This window comes from Winogradskyella epiphytica (assembly GCF_003217215.1).
GTDB lineage: Bacteria > Bacteroidota > Bacteroidia > Flavobacteriales > Flavobacteriaceae > Winogradskyella > Winogradskyella epiphytica.
The window spans coordinates 29954-48628 of sequence record NZ_QJTD01000007.1 but is presented as its reverse complement, the minus strand read 5'-3'; the positions used below and the strand labels follow the sequence as shown (position 1 = coordinate 48628).

Below are 18675 nucleotides of genomic sequence, written 5' to 3'. Positions count from 1 at the left end.
TAGAGCGTGCAAAATACAAAAATTTAAAACTAAAAAAAGTGACCGTTTCGGATCACTTTTTATCTTTAAGGTTATCTTTTTTTCTGGGATGTCTATTATGTTCTTTTAAATACTGCATTAACATCCATTCTATCTGACCATTAGTACTCCGGAATTCATCCGAAGCCCATTTCTCAATAGCTTTTAGCATATCTTCATTAACTCGTAATGCAAAGGCTTTTTTCTTAGACATTGATTAATTTATTTTATCAGTTCTTATCTCGCTCAAATACAACCGAAGTCCAATTCACAGCGATTGATTTAACGGTCCAACCTTCACGAGCATACTGATTAAGTATATCTTCGAAGTTTTGAACACGATTTCTTAAACCTAATTTTGGTGTTACGACCTTATATTCTTTCATTTTATTAATGATTTAAAGTTCCTGCATTCAACACTGGTGAAGCATCTTTATCACCACAAAGCACAACCATAAGATTACTCACCATTGCTGCTTTTCGCTCGTCATCTAAATCGACAACTTGTTTTTTACTTAGTTGATCAATAGCCATTTCTACCATACTCACAGCACCTTCTACAATTTTATGTCTAGCAGCAACAATGGCTGTTGCTTGTTGACGTTTTAACATGGCATTTGCGATTTCCTGTGCATAGGCCAAGTAACCAATGCGAGCTTCTAAAACCTCAATGCCGGCAATTGACAATCGTTCATCGATTTCTTTCTCTAAAGCATTACTCACTTCATTAACGCTTGAACGTAAGGTGATATCTTCATCTACACCTTCATCTGCAAAATTATCATAAGGATACATACTTGCCAATTTACGAACGGCAGCATCGGTTTGAACGCGGACAAAATTTTCATAATTATCTACATCGAAAGCCGCTTTGTACGTGTTTTGAACTCGCCATACCAGGATAGTACTAATCATTATAGGGTTTCCTAGTTTATCATTTACTTTTAATCGTTCACTATCAAAATTACTGGCTCTAAGTGAAATCTTCTTTTTAGTATAAAAAGGATTTACCCAATAGAAGCCATTCTTTTTTACGGTTCCTACATATTTACCAAATAAGAGTAATACACGTGAGCCATTAGGTTGTACCATTAAAAATCCAACGGCTATAAATAAAGAAACTATAATACCAATTATAGCCCATCCCGTTTCAGTGATGAATATAGTGGCAATACTACCAAATAATAATACTACAAATAATAAGAGCATTAGGTAACCATTTGTAGGAATGATGATTTTTTCTTCTTTCATAAGTCTAAAGTTTAATTGATTGATTAATCGTTTATTCAATATGATATTATATTGATATCATAAAGATATGTAAAAAATAATTAATGCATAATATTAACTTTGGCACAAGAATTGTATAAGGTTGAATGTAATGAATATTATAGTTGCCATTTTGGTAACATTACTACAAATTAGTTTCATTATATTTGGTTGGTTAGTTAGAAAATGGCACCTCGTGGTTGGGGTGCTTTTTCATTTTAAATAATTCAAAAAAAGAAGCATCCGAACTAAAGAAGAAGTTGGGATGCCTATATAAAATTTAAGAATGCTGAGTTATTACTTTTGTTGATTAATAAATTCAGTAACACTACTAATCAACATTGGCGAAATTTCACGAAAGGATTCGTTATAAGATTTTGAATTTTCTAAATCGTCACCTTCTATTTCAAATAGAACATGGTTCATGTTTTCAATAATAACCAATTCAGCTTTATCATTCGCCTTCTTCAGCAACTCGGCTTCATTTACAGAAACTTGTAAGTCTTTAGTTCCATTAATAATAAGAACAGGCATATTTAGTTCTGTAATAAGTTCAGAAGGGTAGTATGACATCCAATTAATCATAAATGGTTGAAGATCTGTACTAAATATTGAACCTAGAGCCATAGGATATTCTGTTGTTGTTTTACCTTCTTTTAAATTAGCTATAACACGCTCTGTATCTTCAGAAAACATTGGTGCTGTTTTTCCAATTTGTTCTATTATTACATCTCCAATATTGTTTCCAGCGCCTGCTAAGGAAATAAATCCATTTACCTGATCTTTTGCAGCAAGCATACCAACCAAACTACCTTGACTATGACCAATTACATAAATGTTATTATAATTACTATTAGTTTTAAAGTAGTCCACGACATCTTTTGCATCTTGAACAAAGTCGTCGAACATGATGTCTTTGGATACGTTGTTTTGTAGAATTTGCTTTACTATACGTTTATCATAACGAAAAGTAGCAATTCCGTTGTTGGTTAGTCCTTCCGCTAATTTCTTTAACGAGTTATTTTTTAAAAAATTTTGATTTCCATTACGATTTGTTGGACCAGATCCGGCTATTATGATTGCTAAATTTGGCCGTTCATTATTATTCGGACTGAGTAAAGTTCCATCAATCCATTTACTAACAGAAACTTCTTCCTCCGTATAGGCTTTATCTTGGCTAAAACCAATAGAAAAGAACAAACTAAGAATTATGAACACATACATTTTCATGACACTAAAATTTTAGGTGTATAAAGTTAAATTTTAATTTAATGAATCTTAGCATTTAACTTATAATTAATATGATGTTCATATAATTACCTAATGTTTTTAGAGATGTAGTTTGTCTATTAAAAGCGATATTTCACCTACAATTGTTAAATTTTTATGCATTTTATCGATTAAATATGTTTTTCAACGCTATAAATAAAAATGAGTTATATATTTGAAGTGTACTAAAATTTTGGTTTTAGTTCAATGGATTAATTAATTAATATTTGCATTATGTTTTGTTGACTTAGAAATCCTGAATCTACTAACATATTTAAAAGCAAATTAGAAAAACCGAGATTGAGGGATCTCGGTTTTTTATTTTTATAATAATCCCAAAAATAAACTTCACCTTAATTGCTTTCGTTAATTAGCGTTCTAAATGTAAGATTGATTCTACTCTCAACAGTTTTTTTTGTTTTTGCAATTTGATGCTTCCAGTAATGTTGCATTTCACCTTTCATTATAAGTAAACTTCCGTGTTCTAAATTTATTTTGTGTCGTTCGTTTTTTAGTTGTTGATGTTTAAAATGAAATAGTCGTTCTGCTCCAAAACTGACAGAAGCTATAAAACGATTAATTCCTAATTCCTTTTCATTGTCGGCGTGCCAGCTATTACTATCGTTGCCATCTCTATATAAATTGATTAATACCGAATTAAATTCGTGGTTTGATATAGACTCAACACGATTCTTTATCTCTAGCAAAGTAGGACTGAACGGTAAAGCATCCATTGTAATATTTGAATATTTGTAAGACATCGTAGATGTAGCAAATAGCGCTGTTAATCGGGGTTGCTTATACGTTTTACCAAAAATGGTGATGTCATCGTGTTGCCAATTGGTTTCAGATTTAATACATTTGAAGAAAGCATCAGACTCTTGTTTAGAGAACAGGCGCGGAATGTAAATTAATTCTGCATTAGGAAGTTTTAAATGTCGTTTGTCTGTGAAAAACAAATCCATAGTCTATTTTTTATCTAAATTAGTACATTGATATGAATTATAAAATACTCCTATTTATTGGAAGCATAATGCTTTTAACAGTTGGATTTAAGCCAAAACAAGAACTGCCTGAGGGATTTGTTTATGCAAAATCAGTGATACCTGATTTAGATGTTGAGCTGCGTTATTTTTCTCAAAATAATTTTGTTGGAGATACAATCGATGGTTATAAAGCCAATCGATTAATTGTAACCAAAGGCACAGCGGAAAAGTTGAAATTAGTTCAAGAAGAACTTCAATCACAAAACTTATGTTTAAAAGTTTATGATGGTTATAGACCACAACGTGCTGTAAATCATTTTATACGTTGGGCTCGTGTGCTTGATGATACGCTTCAGAAGTCTGAGTTTTACCCAAGGGTGGAGAAGAAAAACTTGTTCAAATCGGGATATATAGCGTCTCGATCCGGGCATAGTAGAGGAAGCACGGTAGATTTAACCATTATTGATGGCCAAACAGGAGAAGCATTAGATATGGGAAGTCCTTATGATTTTTTTGGAAAAGAATCTTGGATTGAGCATGATGGTTTAACCGAAGAACAAAAACAGAACAGACAATTACTTCAAAAAGTAATGCTGAAACATAATTTTAGAAATTATCCAAAAGAGTGGTGGCACTTTACTTTACGTTGGGAACCATTTCCTAAGACCTATTTTGATTTCGAGGTGGAGTAATTTAAAAACTTTAATTCTAACCAACTTATATATACATCCAGGCCCAATACATCAATCCAAATTGTAAAGGCAAGCGTAAAATTAAAATCCATTTTGGTATTCCTGCCGAGGCTTTTTCCCCAGAAAGCATATAAAAGTGAACCAATAGGAATACGGAAAGCATGGCAATAATGCCATAAATTGATAGTGTTTTTAAAACAGGTATACATAAACCAATACCCAAAAGTATTTCAGCTAAGCCACTTAAATAGACGAGAGCTTTATGATTAGGTAAATACTTAGGCATAATTCGCATATACATTTTCGGTTTTATAAAATGTATGAGTCCTGCAACCATATACATTCCTGCCATGAGGTAAAGTCCAATGGGTTCATTCATCTTTATAAGTTTTATATACTAAGCCAATACCATAATTAAATAGATTTTTGTCTAACAAGCTCGACTTGAATTGATTTCCTCTGTCAAATTTTACCCAATTATTTCCGTTGATAAAAACTCGTTTTACAAAAGTGTTCTTGGTTTCAATTTCATCTGTAAATGGGAGTAGTGGTCTAAAGTTTGTTGGAATCTTTACAACCTCACCATTTCTAGATGTAATCTCTTTATATTTTTTATTAGGAAGCAATTTTCCCGCTTTGTTGGTATAGCCTAAAACTTGTAATGATACAAAAAAGCCCTCATCTGGTATGTAAATATCATAATCATCCACATTTAATTCATAAGCATCACCATCTTTTTCTGTGGCTCTAAAAACAATAGTTTCGTAGGTTAAAACTTTACCTGGCACTCCATTGTTATTTTGATAAAAATTGACTTTAAATAGGGTTGAGAATTTCTTTTTCTCGCTATTAGAACGTTTGCGTTTTTCCCAATCTTTCGATTCTAACGCAATAGGAAAAATCACAGATTTTAATTCTTGATCTTTTGAAGTAGTTTTAGGAAAGTAAACGGCAATTTCAGATTCTATAGTAGGTAGCCAAGATTTATAATAATCGTCGTCTAAGTATGGTTTAAGTTTTTCTTCTTTATATTTTCTTGTTGTACTTATTTTAATAAGCACCTCATCTAATTCTGAAACTTCAGGTGTCATGAGTAATTGATTCGGTAGATTTTTTGTAGCCATACGAAGGTCTTTAAATCCTAAAGCCGAAATATAGAGTGAATCAATATCTGGATATAGTTTTTTAGTGAAAAAGAACTTGCCTTCATCATCGGCAAAAATCCCGTTCCCGTTGCCAAATGAAATAGTGGCGTAACTTACAGGGTAGCTAGTTATACTATCTTTAATTGTGATTTGAGCAAAAGCAATCTGCCCAAGGAACAGAAATATGATTAAAATTTTAGACATGATAAAATCTGTGTTTAAAGAACTAAAGTCAACTTAGCGTCTTTTTAAAGACCTAAAAATAGATGTACTACACCATTTTCAGACATTAAAGATGATGAATTAAATACTTGGTCACAAAATATTATGCTTTTTATTTTCTTAAGACCAATAATCAATAAAAAAGCACTTGAGTTTATCAAGTGCTTTTTTTATTATCTAACGTCTAAAGCCTAACAACTGTACTAATACCATCGTTTCTTCTTCTTTTTAGAAGCTTCACTTTTACGACCTTTCTTATATTTACTACCTTTTTTCTTATGAACTATAGGTTTTGCTTTGGGATCTAAAGGGTAAGGGTGTTCAGTGGCAACAGGAATAGATACATTTATATAGTTCTCAATAGCTTTTACATAGCTTTTTTCGTCTGCCGAACACATAGAATAGGACTTTCCTGTATGGCCAGCACGTCCTGTTCTGCCAATTCTATGAACATAAGTTTCTGGAACATTAGGCATATCAAAATTAAGAACGTTATCTAATTCATTAATGTCAATTCCACGAGCAGCAACATCTGTGGCAATAAGCACTTTTACATAACCACTTTTAAATTTGTTTAGGGCCGTTTGTCGTTCACTCTGAGCTTTGTCACCATGAATGCTATTTACAGAGAATCCATTTTTAAGAAGCGTCTCTTCAAGCTTGTTGACACCAAATTTAGTACGTCTAAAAATTAGAACATTTCCTTCAATAGTGTTACGAATTAAATGTAAACACAATTCAATTTTATTGCGTTTGGGAACATAATACAAGAGTTGATCTACGTCTTTAGCTACAGATTTTGTTGGTGTAACATCTATACGTTCAGGATTTGTAAGAATGCTATTGGCTAATTCTTCAATCTTATTTGGAATGGTAGCCGAGAATAAAAGGGTTTGTTTATTTTCTGGGCAAAGGCGTTCTACCTTTTTAATGTCATCAATAAAGCCCATATCTAACATTAAATCGGCTTCATCTAATACAAAAGTTTCAACATAATCTAGATTGATATAATCTTGCTTATGTAAATCGAGTAGTCGACCAGGAGTTGCTACTAAAATATCAACGCCTTTTTTTAATCCATCGATTTGTGGTTCAATAGAGGCTCCTCCAAAAACTACTAATGTTGTTAGATTAGTGAACTCGGCATAGGATTTAAAATTTTGTTGAATTTGTAAGGCTAATTCACGTGTTGGACTCAGTATTACAGCTCTAATTTTCTTCCCTTTTTTTGGAGTATCTTGTTTGTCATAGAGTTTTTGCAATATTGGTAAGGCAAAAGCAGCAGTTTTACCTGTTCCAGTTTGAGCTGAGACTATAACATCTTTTCCTTCTAGTATTAGTGGAATCGAGCGTTGCTGAACCAAAGTAGGTTCTACGTAACCGGAAGCTTCAACGGCTTTTTGTAACGGTTTTATGAGGTTTAAGTCTTTAAATGACATCTGTATTATATTTGTTGCAAAGGTAGATGAAATGTTCTACCAACGTTCTTTTACCCAATCCTTTTGTTCTTGTTCTGTTAAAAATGTCCAAGCAATAAATCTACTTATCTTATGGCCCTGACCCATTTCTATAGTTTTTACAAATGTGGCATTCACCTTTTGTAAAATTTTATAAGTTGGTTTTAATGTGGTTTCTTTTGAAATCAAACTTGTAAACCATAAACATTGCTTAGAAAAATGTTTACTCTCGTAAATCATATCTTTTACAAAACGAGCTTCACCGCCTTTTGTCCATAATTCATTCTGCTGACCACCAAAATTTAAAACAGGTTTCACATCTGGTTGACCCTTTAAATTCTTAAGTTTTTTTAGACTGGCTTTTTTTGCATCTTCTAATGAGGCATGAAAAGGAGGGTTGCAAATAGTGAAATCCACACGTTCATCAGGATTTAATACACCTTTAAAAAAGGCATTAGCCTGTTCTTGACGTCGGATTTCAATATGAGATTTTAAGTTTGGGTTTTTAGTGACTATTGACTGTGCGGAACTAATGGCTTTTTCGTCTGTATCACTACCTATAAAAGACCAACCGTATTCGTGGTTTCCAATAATAGGATATATACAATTGGCACCAACACCAATATCTAAACCTTTTATGTGTTGACCTGTTGGGATTTCTGATTGATGCTCCTTTAATAAATCAGCGATATTATGTATATAATCTGCTCTTCCAGGAATTGGAGGACATAAATAATGCTGAGGTATATCCCAATATTCTAATCTGTAATGGTGTTTCAATAAAGCGGTGTTTAATGCTTTTACAGCATCAGGGTTGAAAAAGTTAATTGATTCATCGCCATATTTATTAGGTGCGACAAATGGGGCTAGATCTGGTGAACTTTTAATAAGTTCTTCGAAGTTATAGCGTTCTCTATGTCGACTTCTGGGATGAAGCTCTGATTTAACTTTAGGATGTGGTTTTTTTTTCTGCAAGGTGTGTATAGTTTGAAAATGCAAAGGTAATGGAAAAGCATTACAATGAGTTTCTAAGTTGTTATACACGAAACTCACTAATTAATGCAATACAATGAACGAAAGCTTAATTACAACTTCTGTTAAGCTACTGCGAAAATTAGTGAGAATTCGTGAACTTAGTATTAAAGCTTTACTCCATAGTTACTACTAAATCATCTTGTTTTACCATAGTACCTTCAGCTAAGCTAACCGATTTTATTTTTCCAGCTTTATGAGCGGTAACCGTAGTTTCCATTTTCATAGCTTCTATTACAAATAAAGGATCGTTTTCTTTAACCATTGTACCTTTTTTTACCAAAACCTTATATAAAGACCCTTGTAATGGTGCTCCAATCTGATTGGCATCCTCTCGATTTATTTTTTCGTTCTGAACTTTTTGAATATTTAATGAGGTATCAAAAACTTCAACAAATCGATTTTCACCATTCACCTTAAAGAATACGGTTCGAACGCCTTCATCATTAGGAATACCAACAGAAAGTAACTTTACAATAATGGTTTTTCCTGGTTCTAATGTTATAAAAGTTTCCTCTTGAAGCTTCATGCCAAAAAAGAAATCTTTGGTTGGAATAAGTGCTATATTTCCATATTTCTTGTAATTCTCATGTGCCGTTTCAAAGACTTTTGGATATAGCATATATGATAAAAAGTCTTCCATCTCTATTGGTCGAGTAAAACCTTGCTGAAATTTCTTCTTAAAGGCTGCAAATTCCTTAGTGAAATCTACAGGTTTTAAATGAGCATTTGGTCTGTCCGTATAAGCTTCTTTATTTCTTAAAATGATACTTTGAAGCTTTTTAGGAAATCCACCAACAGGCTGACCTAAATCGCCCTTAAAGAAATTGATCACTGATTCTGGAAATGAAATCGTTTCACCACGCTCCATCACATCTTCAGGAGTTAAATTGTTGGTCACCATAAAAATTGCCATATCACCAACTACTTTAGAACTTGGTGTTACTTTAATAAGGTTCCCAAACATGGTATTTACTTGGGCGTACATTTTCTTTACTTCGTCAAATCGATCCCCTAAACCTAAAGCAATGGCCTGTGGTCTAAGGTTGGAGTATTGGCCTCCTGGAATTTCATGTTGAAACACTTCGGCTGTACCGGCTTTTAAACCAGATTCGAAAGGATAATACATTTCTCGAGTGTCTTCCCAATAATTTGAAAACTGATTTAAGGTCTCCATATTAAAATCATGCTCGCGTTCTTGACCTTTCATCATTTCTATAACTGCATTGAAATTAGGCTGCGACGTTAAACCTGATAGTCCGCCAAGAGCCACATCAACGACATCAACACCAGCTTCAATAGCTTTTAAGTAGGTTGCTGTTTGTAATGATGAGGTGTCGTGAGTATGTAATTGAATAGGGATATTTACCGTGTCTTTTAATGCGCCTACTAATTCCGTAGCGGCATAAGGTTTTAATAAACCAGCCATATCTTTAATAGCTATCATATGCGCTCCTGCATTTTCTAAATCTTTTGCGAGTTGCGTATAATAGTTGAGGTTATATTTAGTTTGATTGGGATCTAAAATATCACCAGTATAACTAATCGCGGCTTGAGCAATACCACCTGTGTTTTTTCTAACAAAATTCATGCTTGGTTCCATAGCCTTCACCCAGTTTAGGGAGTCGAATATTCTAAAAATATCAACACCATTTTCCCAGGATTTCTCTACGAATTTCTCAATTAAATTATCGGGATAGGCTTTATATCCAACGGCATTAGAGCCACGCAACAACATTTGAAATAAAATATTAGGTACAGCTTTTCGTAATTCTCTTAAGCGTGTCCATGGACTTTCGTGTAAAAAGCGGTAACACACATCAAATGTAGCGCCTCCCCAAACTTCCATACTAAAGGTGTTTGGATGGTTTTTAGCAAAACTTTCCGCAACTTTAAGCATGTCGTAACTTCTCATACGAGTAGCTAAAAGAGATTGATGCGCATCACGCATTGTAGTGTCTGTATAATGAATTTTCTTTTCGTCTTTTAACCATTGGCAAAATGCTTCAGGACCAAGTTCTGTAAGTAAGTCTTTTGTTCCTTTTGGAAAAGCATCTGCACGTTTGTATTTAGGAACTTTCGCTGTTCTAAAAACCTTCGTTTTATCGATATTCTTTACATCAGAATTACCATTAACTACAACTTCAGCAAGGAAATTTATGGCTTTCGAAGTTCTATCTTGTGGTAATTTTATTTCGAATAATGATGGGGTGTTCTGAATGAAATTAACGGTCACTTTTCCTTCTCTAAAGGTATCATGCTGAATCACATTTTGTAAGAAGTGAATATTAGTTTTCACACCTCTAATTCTAAACTCCTTTAAGGCACGTGTCATTTTACGGATAGCTCCATCTAACGTTCTTCCTTGGGCTGAAACTTTTACTAACATGGAATCAAAGAATGGACTCACGTTATAACCTTGATAAATACTTCCTGCATCCAAGCGGATTCCCATTCCCGAAGCGCTTCTGTAGGTGGTTATATTTCCGTAATCTGGCGTGAAATTATTTTCTGGGTCTTCAGTCGTTAATCGGCATTGAAGGGCAAAACCATAGGTGGACAACGAGTCTTGTTCGTATATTTTTATTTGTTGATCAGATAGTTTGTAACCACCAGCAACGAAAATCTGGGTTTTTACTAAATCGACACCAGTGACCATTTCAGTTACGGTATGCTCAACTTGAATTCGTGGGTTAACCTCAATAAAGTAGATATTATCTTCTTGGTCCACTAAAAATTCAACCGTTCCAATATTATTATAGTTGACTTCAGCAGCGATTGAAACAGCGTAATCGTATAATTTTTGTTTTACTTCATCAGAAAGATTGTATGAAGGTGCAATCTCTACAACTTTTTGGTGACGACGCTGCACAGAACAATCACGTTCAAATAAATGTCGAATATTTCCATGTCTATCCGCTACTATTTGTACTTCGATATGTTTAGGATTTTCTACATACTTTTCTAAGAACATGGTATCATCACCAAAAGCATTTAATGCTTCATTTTTTGCCGAATCAAAATTGTGTTCTAAGTCTTCATTATTTCTAACAACACGCATTCCACGTCCACCACCACCAGAAGCAGCTTTAAGCATTAAAGGATAGCCAATGGAGTTAGCTTCAGAAATCGCAATATCTAAAGAGGTTAAATCTTTCTTATTGCTTTCAATGATTGGAACATTACATTTTACTGCAATTTTTTTAGCTGTGATTTTATCGCCTAAAGCATCCATAACATCTGGATCTGGACCGATAAATATGATATCATTTTCAGCACAACGTCTGGCAAATTCAGAGTTTTCAGATAAGAAGCCATAGCCTGGATGAATAGCATCTACATTTTTTTCTTTAGCTAAGGCTACAATTTCATCGATATCTAAATATGGTTTTAAAGGATCGTTGTCTTCGCCAATTTGATAAGACTCGTCAGCTTTATTTCTATGTTGCGAATAGCGGTCTTCATAGGTGTAAATCGCAACTGTAGCAATATTAAGTTCGGCACATGCCCTAAGAATACGGATGGCAATTTCACTACGGTTGGCAACAAGAATTTTTTTAATTTTCATGAGAAGTGGAATGTGTTGATTTTTATGTATTTAAGATTGTTTGTTGACCTGTTTTTTTCATGGATGTGTTCGTTTTTTTCTGTTAAAAAGATGAACTACAACGTTGTCGTGAAAGTTACATAAATTATTAGGAAGCGTCATTTCACATTAATAAAAAATACTAAAATGACTACATATTTTATATTATGAAATGAATAATCTTACAAATCATCAAAAAATAAGAGGGAAATGTGACTTCAGGTTTTAAAAGTTATCAGAAAGTTGGATTAAGGCGAGTATTTCTAATAAAATATAGTAGAACTATAAGAAATGACTTAAATTTTTTTGGTAGAAAATGGAATAAAAAAAGCACCAGTATATTAAACTCGTGCTTTTAGGGCTATTAATCTTAGGGAAAATGCTATTTACCTAGTAAGGTTTGACAAAAATAAATATTGTATTTTAAATAAAAATTGATGTATGTTAATAAAACTTAGTGTTTTGCAATTCTTTTCTAATTCTGCTTAAACTTTCTGTAGTAATACCTAAATAAGATGCAATATGGTAATTTTTAACCTTTTGTTCTATGTCAGGGTAGGCCGTTATAAAGTCAATATATTGTTCAGAAGCTGTTCGTGAAAGCTTAGCTAGAATTCGTTTTTGCATTATAGTATAGATTAATTCTAGCTTTGTATTAATATAATTTTGTATTTGTGGAATTTTTTGTGTTATTCTAAGCTTGTCTTTTGCTGCTAATCTGTAAATGGTAGCGTCATGTATAACTTCAATATTTAGCAGGGCTTTTGAGCCTGAAAAAAATGCAGTAAAATCTGATATCCATGAGTTTTCTACAGCAAACTGCATCGTATGCTCTTTACCATTTTCGTCTATATGATAAGTTCTCATACATCCACTATTTATATAATACATATGCTCTACAACATCACCTGCTTTAAGTAAGATTGTACCTTTCTTTACCTGCATTTTATGCAAAACGGATGCTATAAGATTAACCTCATTATCCGAAAGTTTAAGGTCATTGAATATTTTTTCAATTTGTGTACGTGTCGAATTCATCAGTAAAAAATAAGCTATTAAGATAATCCTAATTTTGCAATAACCCAACGAAAAGTGCATCTTTAAAATTCAAAAAAAACCACCTCAAATGAATGAGATGGTTTCTTTATTTAAGGTTTTTGTCTACAAAAAAATCTATTATTTTATCATATCGTAGCTACGCTTGATAAAGTTAGTTAACTCTTCACCTTTTAAAAGGCCTTGAGATAAACGTGCTAAATCTAAACTTTGCGAAATTAAACGCTCTTGTTTCTTTTTAGTCTTCGTATTTAAAATTTCACCAACTAAATCAGAGTTTGTGTTTACAACTAGGTTATACATTTCTAGCATATTACCCATTCCAAACATTCCACCGCCAACAGTAGCTTGCATTTCTTTCATTCTACGCATAAATTCTGGCTGCGTAATTATAAATGGAGAGGCATCACTATCCATTGCTTCTAACTGAACTGAAAATTTTTCAGCAGGGATTACCTCTTTTAGAAGGGTGTCTAATTCTGTTTGCTGTTCTTCAGTTAATTTAGAAATCGTGAAGTGGTCATCTTTATTCAATTTTAAGACGCCTAAATGCGTTAAAGAATTAAGTCCTTAATTCGGGAAAAATAAGTATTGGTTCAAACATATCTTCTGGCTCAACTTTTTCTGTACTATAAGAAGGTAATGTTATAATCGCGATAAATAAATAATTATTTTATAGGACTTCATATCTGAAATTTAAAGGTTAGACTCTGTAAAATAATAAGTTGTACCAGTATTCTTGTCCCTCTACTACTGTTTTAATTCTTAAAGAAACATTACGACCATTTGAAATATTTCCTTCAGAACTATAAGTGACATCATAAGTATTGAACCCTCTAAATTTACTATTAAAATTAAGCTCACCTCCGAAACCTGCTGGAGAATTGCGAGTTTCAATCCAATTACCACTTATGATTTCAAAATCTGTACAATCATTGTCATTATTGTAATCTGTAAATTCAAAAGTTTTATTAGATTTAAATTTAAGTGTACTCAATAATGCGCATCCAGTTGTTAAGTTTTCTACATGGGGAATATGACTAGTAGGTGTAACAACTGTCCAAGATTTGTTTATCTTAACTAATTCGTAGTTTCCATCAGCGGTTGATGGCCCTTGTCCAGGATGGTAGACGTCCTTTGGTTTAGAACAACTGCATGTTATAACTCCAAAGATTAATATGTAAATAAAGCTTTTAAGTGATGTTAGTTTAGTAATCATAGGACTAGGTTTTTAAGATAATAAATTTTCAAATATAGAAAAAAACCACTTTGAATAAACAAAGTGGTCATTTTCATAATGAGAATTCCGACGAAACAGAAGTTTGTTATTTTATCATATCATAGCTACGCTTGATAAAGTTAGTTAACTCTTCACCTTTTAAAAGGCCTTGAGATAAACGTGCTAAATCTAAACTTTGTGAAATTAAACGCTCTTGTTTCTTTTTAGTCTTCGTATTTAAAATTTCACCAACTAAATCAGAGTTTGTATTTACAACTAGGTTATACATTTCTGGCATATTACCCATTCCAAACATTCCACCGCCACCAGTAGCTTGCATTTCTTTCATTCTACGCATAAATTCTGGCTGCGTAATTATAAATGGAGATGCATCACTATCCATTGCTTCTAACTGAACTGAAAATTTTTCAGCAGGGATTACTTCTTTTAAAAGCGTGTCTAATTCTGTTTGCTGTTCTTCAGTTAATTTAGAAATCGTAGTGTCTTCTTTCTTAATTAAGTTATCGATATGATCACCATCTACACGTGCAAAAGATATGTTTTCTTTAGTAGACTCTAGTTTTTGAATTAAATGCGAAACAATTGGTGAGTCTAGCATTAATACCTCATAACCTTTTGCTTTTGCAGCCTCAATATAACTGTGTTGCGTATCTTTATTAGAGGCATAAAGTAATACTAGTTTACCATCTTTATCCGTTTGATTTGCTTTTGTTTTGTTGAAAAGCTCTTCGTATGTATAATATTTTTCATCAACGGTTGGATATAATGCGAAAGCATCTGCTTTTTCGAAAAACTTCTCTTCCGATAACATTCCGTATTCGATAACAATTTTGATGTCATCCCATTTCTTTTCGAAATCTTCTCTACTATTATTGAATAAAGATTTTAATTTATCAGCAACTTTACGAGTGATGTAAGATGAGATTTTCTTCACCGCTCCGTCAGCTTGTAAATAAGAACGCGATACGTTTAACGGAATGTCTGGTGAATCAATAACACCACGTAACATGGTTAAGAATTCAGGAACTATACCTTCCACATTGTCAGTTACAAAAACTTGATTTTGGTACAGTTGAATTTTATCCTTTTGAATGTTCATATCACTCGTCATCTTAGGGAAATACAAGATTCCTGTTAAGTTGAACGGATAATCTACATTCAAATGAATGTGGAATAGAGGTTCTTCAAATTGCATTGGATACAACTCTCTGTAGAAGTTTTTATAATCTTCATCCTCTAATTCAGTAGGTTGTTTTGTCCACGCTGGGTTAGGGTTGTTGATAATATCATCTACACTAATTTTTTTGTGTGGCTCTGTAGTTTCTTTGCCGTCTTTATCCTTAGTCGTCTTTGGTGTAAACTCAGGATCGTTTATTTCCTTAGTTCCAAACTTAATTGGAATAGGCATAAACTTATTGTATTTGTTCAATAACTCACGGATTCTAGATTCTTCTAGGAATTCGGTAGAATCTTCAGCAATATGAAGGATGATTTCCGTTCCTCTATCAGTTTTGTCATGAGCCTCTAAAGTAAACTCTGGGGAACCATCACAAGTCCAATGTGCTGCCGGTGCATCTGTATGAGATTTAGTGATGATCTCTACCTTTTCTGCAACCATAAAAGCAGAGTAGAAGCCAAGACCGAAATGACCAATAATACCTGAATCTTTAGCTGAATCTTTATATTTATCTAAGAATTCTTCAGCTCCAGAGAAGGCCACTTGGTTGATATACTTTTCTACCTCTTCAGCGGTCATACCTAAACCTTGATCGATGATATGAAGCTTCTTTCCTTCTTTATCAATCTTAACTTCAATCTGTGGATTTCCGTATTCAGATTTAGACTCGCCAATACTTGTTAAGTGTTTTAATTTTAGTGTCGCATCGGTTGCGTTACTAATAAGCTCACGTAAGAAGATTTCGTGATCGCTGTACAAGAATTTTTTAATTAACGGAAAGATATTCTCTACCGATACATTAATATTTCCCTTTGTCATAATTATAATTGTTTTTTGTCACTATAGGTTATTTGACCTTCGTCTCAACTCAAAATGACAGAATTAGTTATTTAATCGTTCAGCATTATAATAGTCAAATAAAATACCAAGACTAAAATTGTGACAAGATGACATAAAAAAAACCATTCGTTTTACGGAATGGTTTTTAATTATATAGGAATAAAAGCTTTGACTAATAATTAGTCCTCACTATCAGTGGTTTCTTCTTCTATCACACGATTTTTTACGTGTTTTTCTAGCCATTGGTCTTGTTCCCAAAGTGTGTGCATAATAGATTCTTTAGCTCTATAACCGTGACTTTCTTTTGGTAACATTACTAATCTAACTGGAGCGCCTAAACCTTTGAGTGCATTAAAATAACGCTCGCTTTGTAGCGGATAGGTTCCTGAGTTATTATCTGCAACACCATGTATTAATAATAAAGGGGTTTTCATTTTATCGGCATGCATAAAAGGAGACATATTATAATAGACTTCTGGAGCATCCCAGTAGCTTCGTTCTTCACTTTGGAATCCGAAAGGTGTAAGTGTTCTGTTGTATGCTCCACTTCTGGCAATTCCTGCGGCATACATATTAGAGTGAGATAATAAGTTTGCCGTCATAAATGCACCATAACTATGTCCTCCAACAGCAACTTTGTTTCTGTCAACTAAGCCTAGATTATCAACAGCATCAATAGCTGCTTTTCCATTGGCAACTAATTGAGTTCTAAACGAATCATTTGGCTCTTCGCTTCCCTCTCCTACAATTGGGAAAGCGGCGTCGTCTAAAACAACGTATCCTTTTGTCACCCAGTAAATAGGTGAACCCCAACTTGGATATACAAATTCATTTGGATTTGTTGTGCTTTGAGAGGCGCTTGATTTGTCTTTGTACTCACGAGGGTAAGCCCATAAAATCATTGGGTATTTTTTACCTTCTTCATAGTTTAAGGGTAAGTAAAGCGTTCCTTCTAAATCTAAACCATCATCTCTTTTATAATTGATGACACGCTTATTTACATTTTCTAAACTTTTAAATGGGTTTTCAAAAGCAGTGATTGCTTTTAAATCATTTTTCTTATTAATATTTCTAATATAGTAATTAGGATATTCTGATGGAGATTCAATTCTAACTAAAACCTCTCCTTTCTTCATGTCTAGAGCAGAGTTTAGGTTTTCTAACTTATCGGTGTATTTCGACTGATACAGACGCTTTGTTTTTCCCGATTTAACATTGTATTCATCAATAAAAGGAAACTGACCTTCTTTTGAATAACCGTCTCCCATTAGATATAATTTACTGCCGTTCATGGTTAAAGTATACTCACCAAATTCGTTTTTAGATCGTACAAAACTCCCTGGATCACTGTATACATCTTGATAGCTTCTATCGGTGATGATTTTTACATCTGAAGCATTGGATGGGTTAAATAGATAGGTTTTTGTGTTTCTTGTGTTCCACCAATAATCGTAAGCAATTGCCGTTTTATCATCTCCCCAACTGATGCCTCTAAAACGTTGTTTAGTTTTTAAGATCAATTTTGGAGTCGCTGTGAAAGGGGCTTTAACTTCATAAACAGCATCTCTATATTCGACTTCAATCTCAGGATCTCCTTGATCTAAAGCTTCAGCCCAAACTAAAGTTGATGGCTGATCGTCACGCCATGTCATATTTCGTTTTCCTGTACGAGTTGCCATAAAACCTTTTGGTCTTACTTCATCTAAAGGAACTTCATTTACCGTTTTAACTTTAGTGCCTTCCGTAGTGTAGATGGTACTTTCACTTGGGAACCTAGAGTAGGTCACTAAATAGGAAAAAGGTCTTTTAATAGTCGTAATCATGATAAAGTTTCCATTTGGCGAAATATTCACACCGCGATACATATCTGCCGGTAAAAATGATTCTACGGCTCCGTTGATGGATACTTTCTTAAGTTCTGAACGTGCTAATTGTTCAAAATTAAATTCGTCATTCGGAGTTTTTAGTAAATCTTGATAAGTTCTATTTTGTGCTTTTTCACCGTCACTTTCTGAAATGGTTGGTCCTGCTGGAACGGCTGTATCCGTGTCAATTAAAGGTTTTCTGTCACTTGGTAGCATTTTGACCAATAAATTTCTATTGTCTTTTAACCAGTTGAGTGAACTACCCATATTGGCATTAACCGTTGCATCAGTAAGCTTCTTAGCTTTGGCATTAGCAATGTCTAATACCCAAACTTCCACACCTTTTGAAGTGGTATTTAAAAAAGCGACCATGGTTTCATCTGGAGACCATCTGAAGCTTGAAAGTCGTGCGTCGTCAGGTAAACCAGATACTTGTGTGGCATCTTTGTCTTCGGTTTTCTTAACTTTAAGATTGGTGTAATATGTCGTTCTACTACCAATATTGGTAACAGGATTGATTCTTAGACCTGCTAACCTTAATTCGGTTTCTGAAAGCTCTGCAATGGACTTGTATTGGTTACGATAAATTAATATCATGTTTTCGCCCTTACTGTCAATTTGACCTCCAGGAGCTAACTCGACATCTGCTAATTCTAAAATTTCTTCTGAGGGTTGTTGGTACGTTAAATTTTGTTGCGCAAATACATTGGTAAGACAGAGAAATGCGAACAGTCTGAATAAACTTTTCATAGGTATGGTTTAGTTAAAAAATTAAAAGTTTGAAGTTAACCAAAATATCAAAGTCTAAATCTATACAACTT

Annotated in this window: 15 protein-coding genes and 1 pseudogene; 1 reads left to right on the top strand and 15 read right to left on the bottom strand. The window is 33.5% G+C overall.

Annotated features, from left to right (window positions below; translation table 11 throughout):
• Window positions 1-52: 52 nt before the first annotated feature.
• The 5 genes from DFQ11_RS12745 to DFQ11_RS12725 form a co-directional block, all read right to left on the bottom strand.
• Entirely contained in the window at window positions 53-232 is a 180-nt protein-coding gene (locus DFQ11_RS12745; RefSeq protein ID WP_110476270.1) for an Arc family DNA binding domain-containing protein, read from the bottom strand.
• Window positions 233-248: 16 nt separating this feature from the next.
• Entirely contained in the window at window positions 249-404 is a 156-nt protein-coding gene (locus DFQ11_RS12740) for a DUF4177 domain-containing protein (protein WP_110476269.1), read from the bottom strand.
• Between the two features lie 4 nt (window positions 405-408).
• Window positions 409-1269 carry an SPFH domain-containing protein gene (locus tag DFQ11_RS12735; RefSeq protein ID WP_110476378.1) on the bottom strand — a complete coding sequence of 287 codons (861 nt, stop codon included), beginning with the start codon at window positions 1267-1269 and terminating at the stop codon, window positions 409-411.
• A 315-nt stretch (window positions 1270-1584) separates the two neighbouring features.
• Window positions 1585-2517, bottom strand: a complete 933-nt coding sequence (locus DFQ11_RS12730; RefSeq protein WP_110476268.1) for an alpha/beta hydrolase — start codon at window positions 2515-2517, stop codon at window positions 1585-1587.
• Window positions 2518-2909: 392 nt separating this feature from the next.
• The gene (locus DFQ11_RS12725) at window positions 2910-3521 is read right to left on the bottom strand and encodes an alpha-ketoglutarate-dependent dioxygenase AlkB family protein (RefSeq protein ID WP_110476267.1); all 612 of its coding nucleotides are present in this window, start codon (window positions 3519-3521) and stop codon (window positions 2910-2912) included.
• Window positions 3522-3553: 32 nt separating this feature from the next.
• Between DFQ11_RS12725 and DFQ11_RS12720 the strand changes: the two genes are divergently transcribed.
• Window positions 3554-4234, top strand: a complete 681-nt coding sequence (locus DFQ11_RS12720; RefSeq protein ID WP_110476266.1) for a M15 family metallopeptidase — start codon at window positions 3554-3556, stop codon at window positions 4232-4234.
• A 25-nt stretch (window positions 4235-4259) separates the two neighbouring features.
• Here the strand turns inward: DFQ11_RS12720 and DFQ11_RS12715 are convergent, their stop codons facing one another.
• The 10 genes and pseudogenes from DFQ11_RS12715 to DFQ11_RS12670 all read right to left on the bottom strand — a co-directional run bounded on the left by DFQ11_RS12715 (window position 4260) and on the right by DFQ11_RS12670 (window position 18604).
• The gene (locus DFQ11_RS12715; protein WP_110476265.1) at window positions 4260-4613 is read right to left on the bottom strand and encodes a DoxX family protein; all 354 of its coding nucleotides are present in this window, start codon (window positions 4611-4613) and stop codon (window positions 4260-4262) included.
• The gene (locus DFQ11_RS12710) at window positions 4606-5583 is read right to left on the bottom strand and encodes a hypothetical protein (RefSeq protein WP_110476264.1); all 978 of its coding nucleotides are present in this window, start codon (window positions 5581-5583) and stop codon (window positions 4606-4608) included. The genes DFQ11_RS12715 and DFQ11_RS12710 overlap by 8 nt, the downstream gene beginning before the upstream one ends.
• A gap of 221 nt (window positions 5584-5804) precedes the next feature.
• Window positions 5805-7040, bottom strand: a complete 1236-nt coding sequence (locus DFQ11_RS12705; RefSeq protein WP_110476263.1) for a DEAD/DEAH box helicase — start codon at window positions 7038-7040, stop codon at window positions 5805-5807.
• A 36-nt stretch (window positions 7041-7076) separates the two neighbouring features.
• Window positions 7077-8033 carry a 23S rRNA (adenine(1618)-N(6))-methyltransferase RlmF gene (gene rlmF, locus DFQ11_RS12700; protein WP_308425357.1) on the bottom strand — a complete coding sequence of 319 codons (957 nt, stop codon included), beginning with the start codon at window positions 8031-8033 and terminating at the stop codon, window positions 7077-7079.
• Window positions 8034-8205: 172 nt separating this feature from the next.
• The gene (locus DFQ11_RS12695; RefSeq protein WP_110476262.1) at window positions 8206-11658 is read right to left on the bottom strand and encodes a pyruvate carboxylase; all 3453 of its coding nucleotides are present in this window, start codon (window positions 11656-11658) and stop codon (window positions 8206-8208) included.
• 462 nt (window positions 11659-12120) lie between these two features.
• Complete coding sequence (locus DFQ11_RS12690; protein ID WP_110476261.1) at window positions 12121-12714, bottom strand: Crp/Fnr family transcriptional regulator; 594 nt, start codon at window positions 12712-12714, stop codon at window positions 12121-12123.
• A 138-nt stretch (window positions 12715-12852) separates the two neighbouring features.
• A pseudogene (locus DFQ11_RS12685) lies at window positions 12853-13260 on the bottom strand (molecular chaperone HtpG); the annotation flags it as partial.
• Between the two features lie 175 nt (window positions 13261-13435).
• The gene (locus DFQ11_RS12680; RefSeq protein WP_110476260.1) at window positions 13436-13951 is read right to left on the bottom strand and encodes a hypothetical protein; all 516 of its coding nucleotides are present in this window, start codon (window positions 13949-13951) and stop codon (window positions 13436-13438) included.
• A gap of 106 nt (window positions 13952-14057) precedes the next feature.
• Window positions 14058-15968 (bottom strand): molecular chaperone HtpG, encoded by a 1911-nt coding sequence (gene htpG, locus DFQ11_RS12675; protein WP_110476259.1) that lies wholly within the window; start codon window positions 15966-15968, stop codon window positions 14058-14060.
• A 200-nt stretch (window positions 15969-16168) separates the two neighbouring features.
• Window positions 16169-18604, bottom strand: coding sequence for an alpha/beta hydrolase family protein (locus DFQ11_RS12670; protein WP_110476258.1), 2436 nt, complete (start codon window positions 18602-18604; stop codon window positions 16169-16171).
• Window positions 18605-18675 lie beyond the last annotated feature (71 nt).

Coding starts and splice junctions, on each gene's coding strand:
- DFQ11_RS12745 (WP_110476270.1), bottom strand. CDS start 232: ATGTCTAAGAAAAAAGCCTTTGCATTACGAGTTAATGAAGATATGCTA.
- DFQ11_RS12740 (WP_110476269.1), bottom strand. CDS start 404: ATGAAAGAATATAAGGTCGTAACACCAAAATTAGGTTTAAGAAATCGT.
- DFQ11_RS12735 (WP_110476378.1), bottom strand. CDS start 1,269: ATGAAAGAAGAAAAAATCATCATTCCTACAAATGGTTACCTAATGCTC.
- DFQ11_RS12730 (WP_110476268.1), bottom strand. CDS start 2,517: ATGAAAATGTATGTGTTCATAATTCTTAGTTTGTTCTTTTCTATTGGT.
- DFQ11_RS12725 (WP_110476267.1), bottom strand. CDS start 3,521: ATGGATTTGTTTTTCACAGACAAACGACATTTAAAACTTCCTAATGCA.
- DFQ11_RS12720 (WP_110476266.1), top strand. CDS start 3,554: ATGAATTATAAAATACTCCTATTTATTGGAAGCATAATGCTTTTAACA.
- DFQ11_RS12715 (WP_110476265.1), bottom strand. CDS start 4,613: ATGAATGAACCCATTGGACTTTACCTCATGGCAGGAATGTATATGGTT.
- DFQ11_RS12710 (WP_110476264.1), bottom strand. CDS start 5,583: ATGTCTAAAATTTTAATCATATTTCTGTTCCTTGGGCAGATTGCTTTT.
- DFQ11_RS12705 (WP_110476263.1), bottom strand. CDS start 7,040: ATGTCATTTAAAGACTTAAACCTCATAAAACCGTTACAAAAAGCCGTT.
- DFQ11_RS12695 (WP_110476262.1), bottom strand. CDS start 11,658: ATGAAAATTAAAAAAATTCTTGTTGCCAACCGTAGTGAAATTGCCATC.
- DFQ11_RS12690 (WP_110476261.1), bottom strand. CDS start 12,714: ATGAATTCGACACGTACACAAATTGAAAAAATATTCAATGACCTTAAA.
- DFQ11_RS12680 (WP_110476260.1), bottom strand. CDS start 13,951: ATGATTACTAAACTAACATCACTTAAAAGCTTTATTTACATATTAATC.
- htpG (WP_110476259.1), bottom strand. CDS start 15,968: ATGACAAAGGGAAATATTAATGTATCGGTAGAGAATATCTTTCCGTTA.
- DFQ11_RS12670 (WP_110476258.1), bottom strand. CDS start 18,604: ATGAAAAGTTTATTCAGACTGTTCGCATTTCTCTGTCTTACCAATGTA.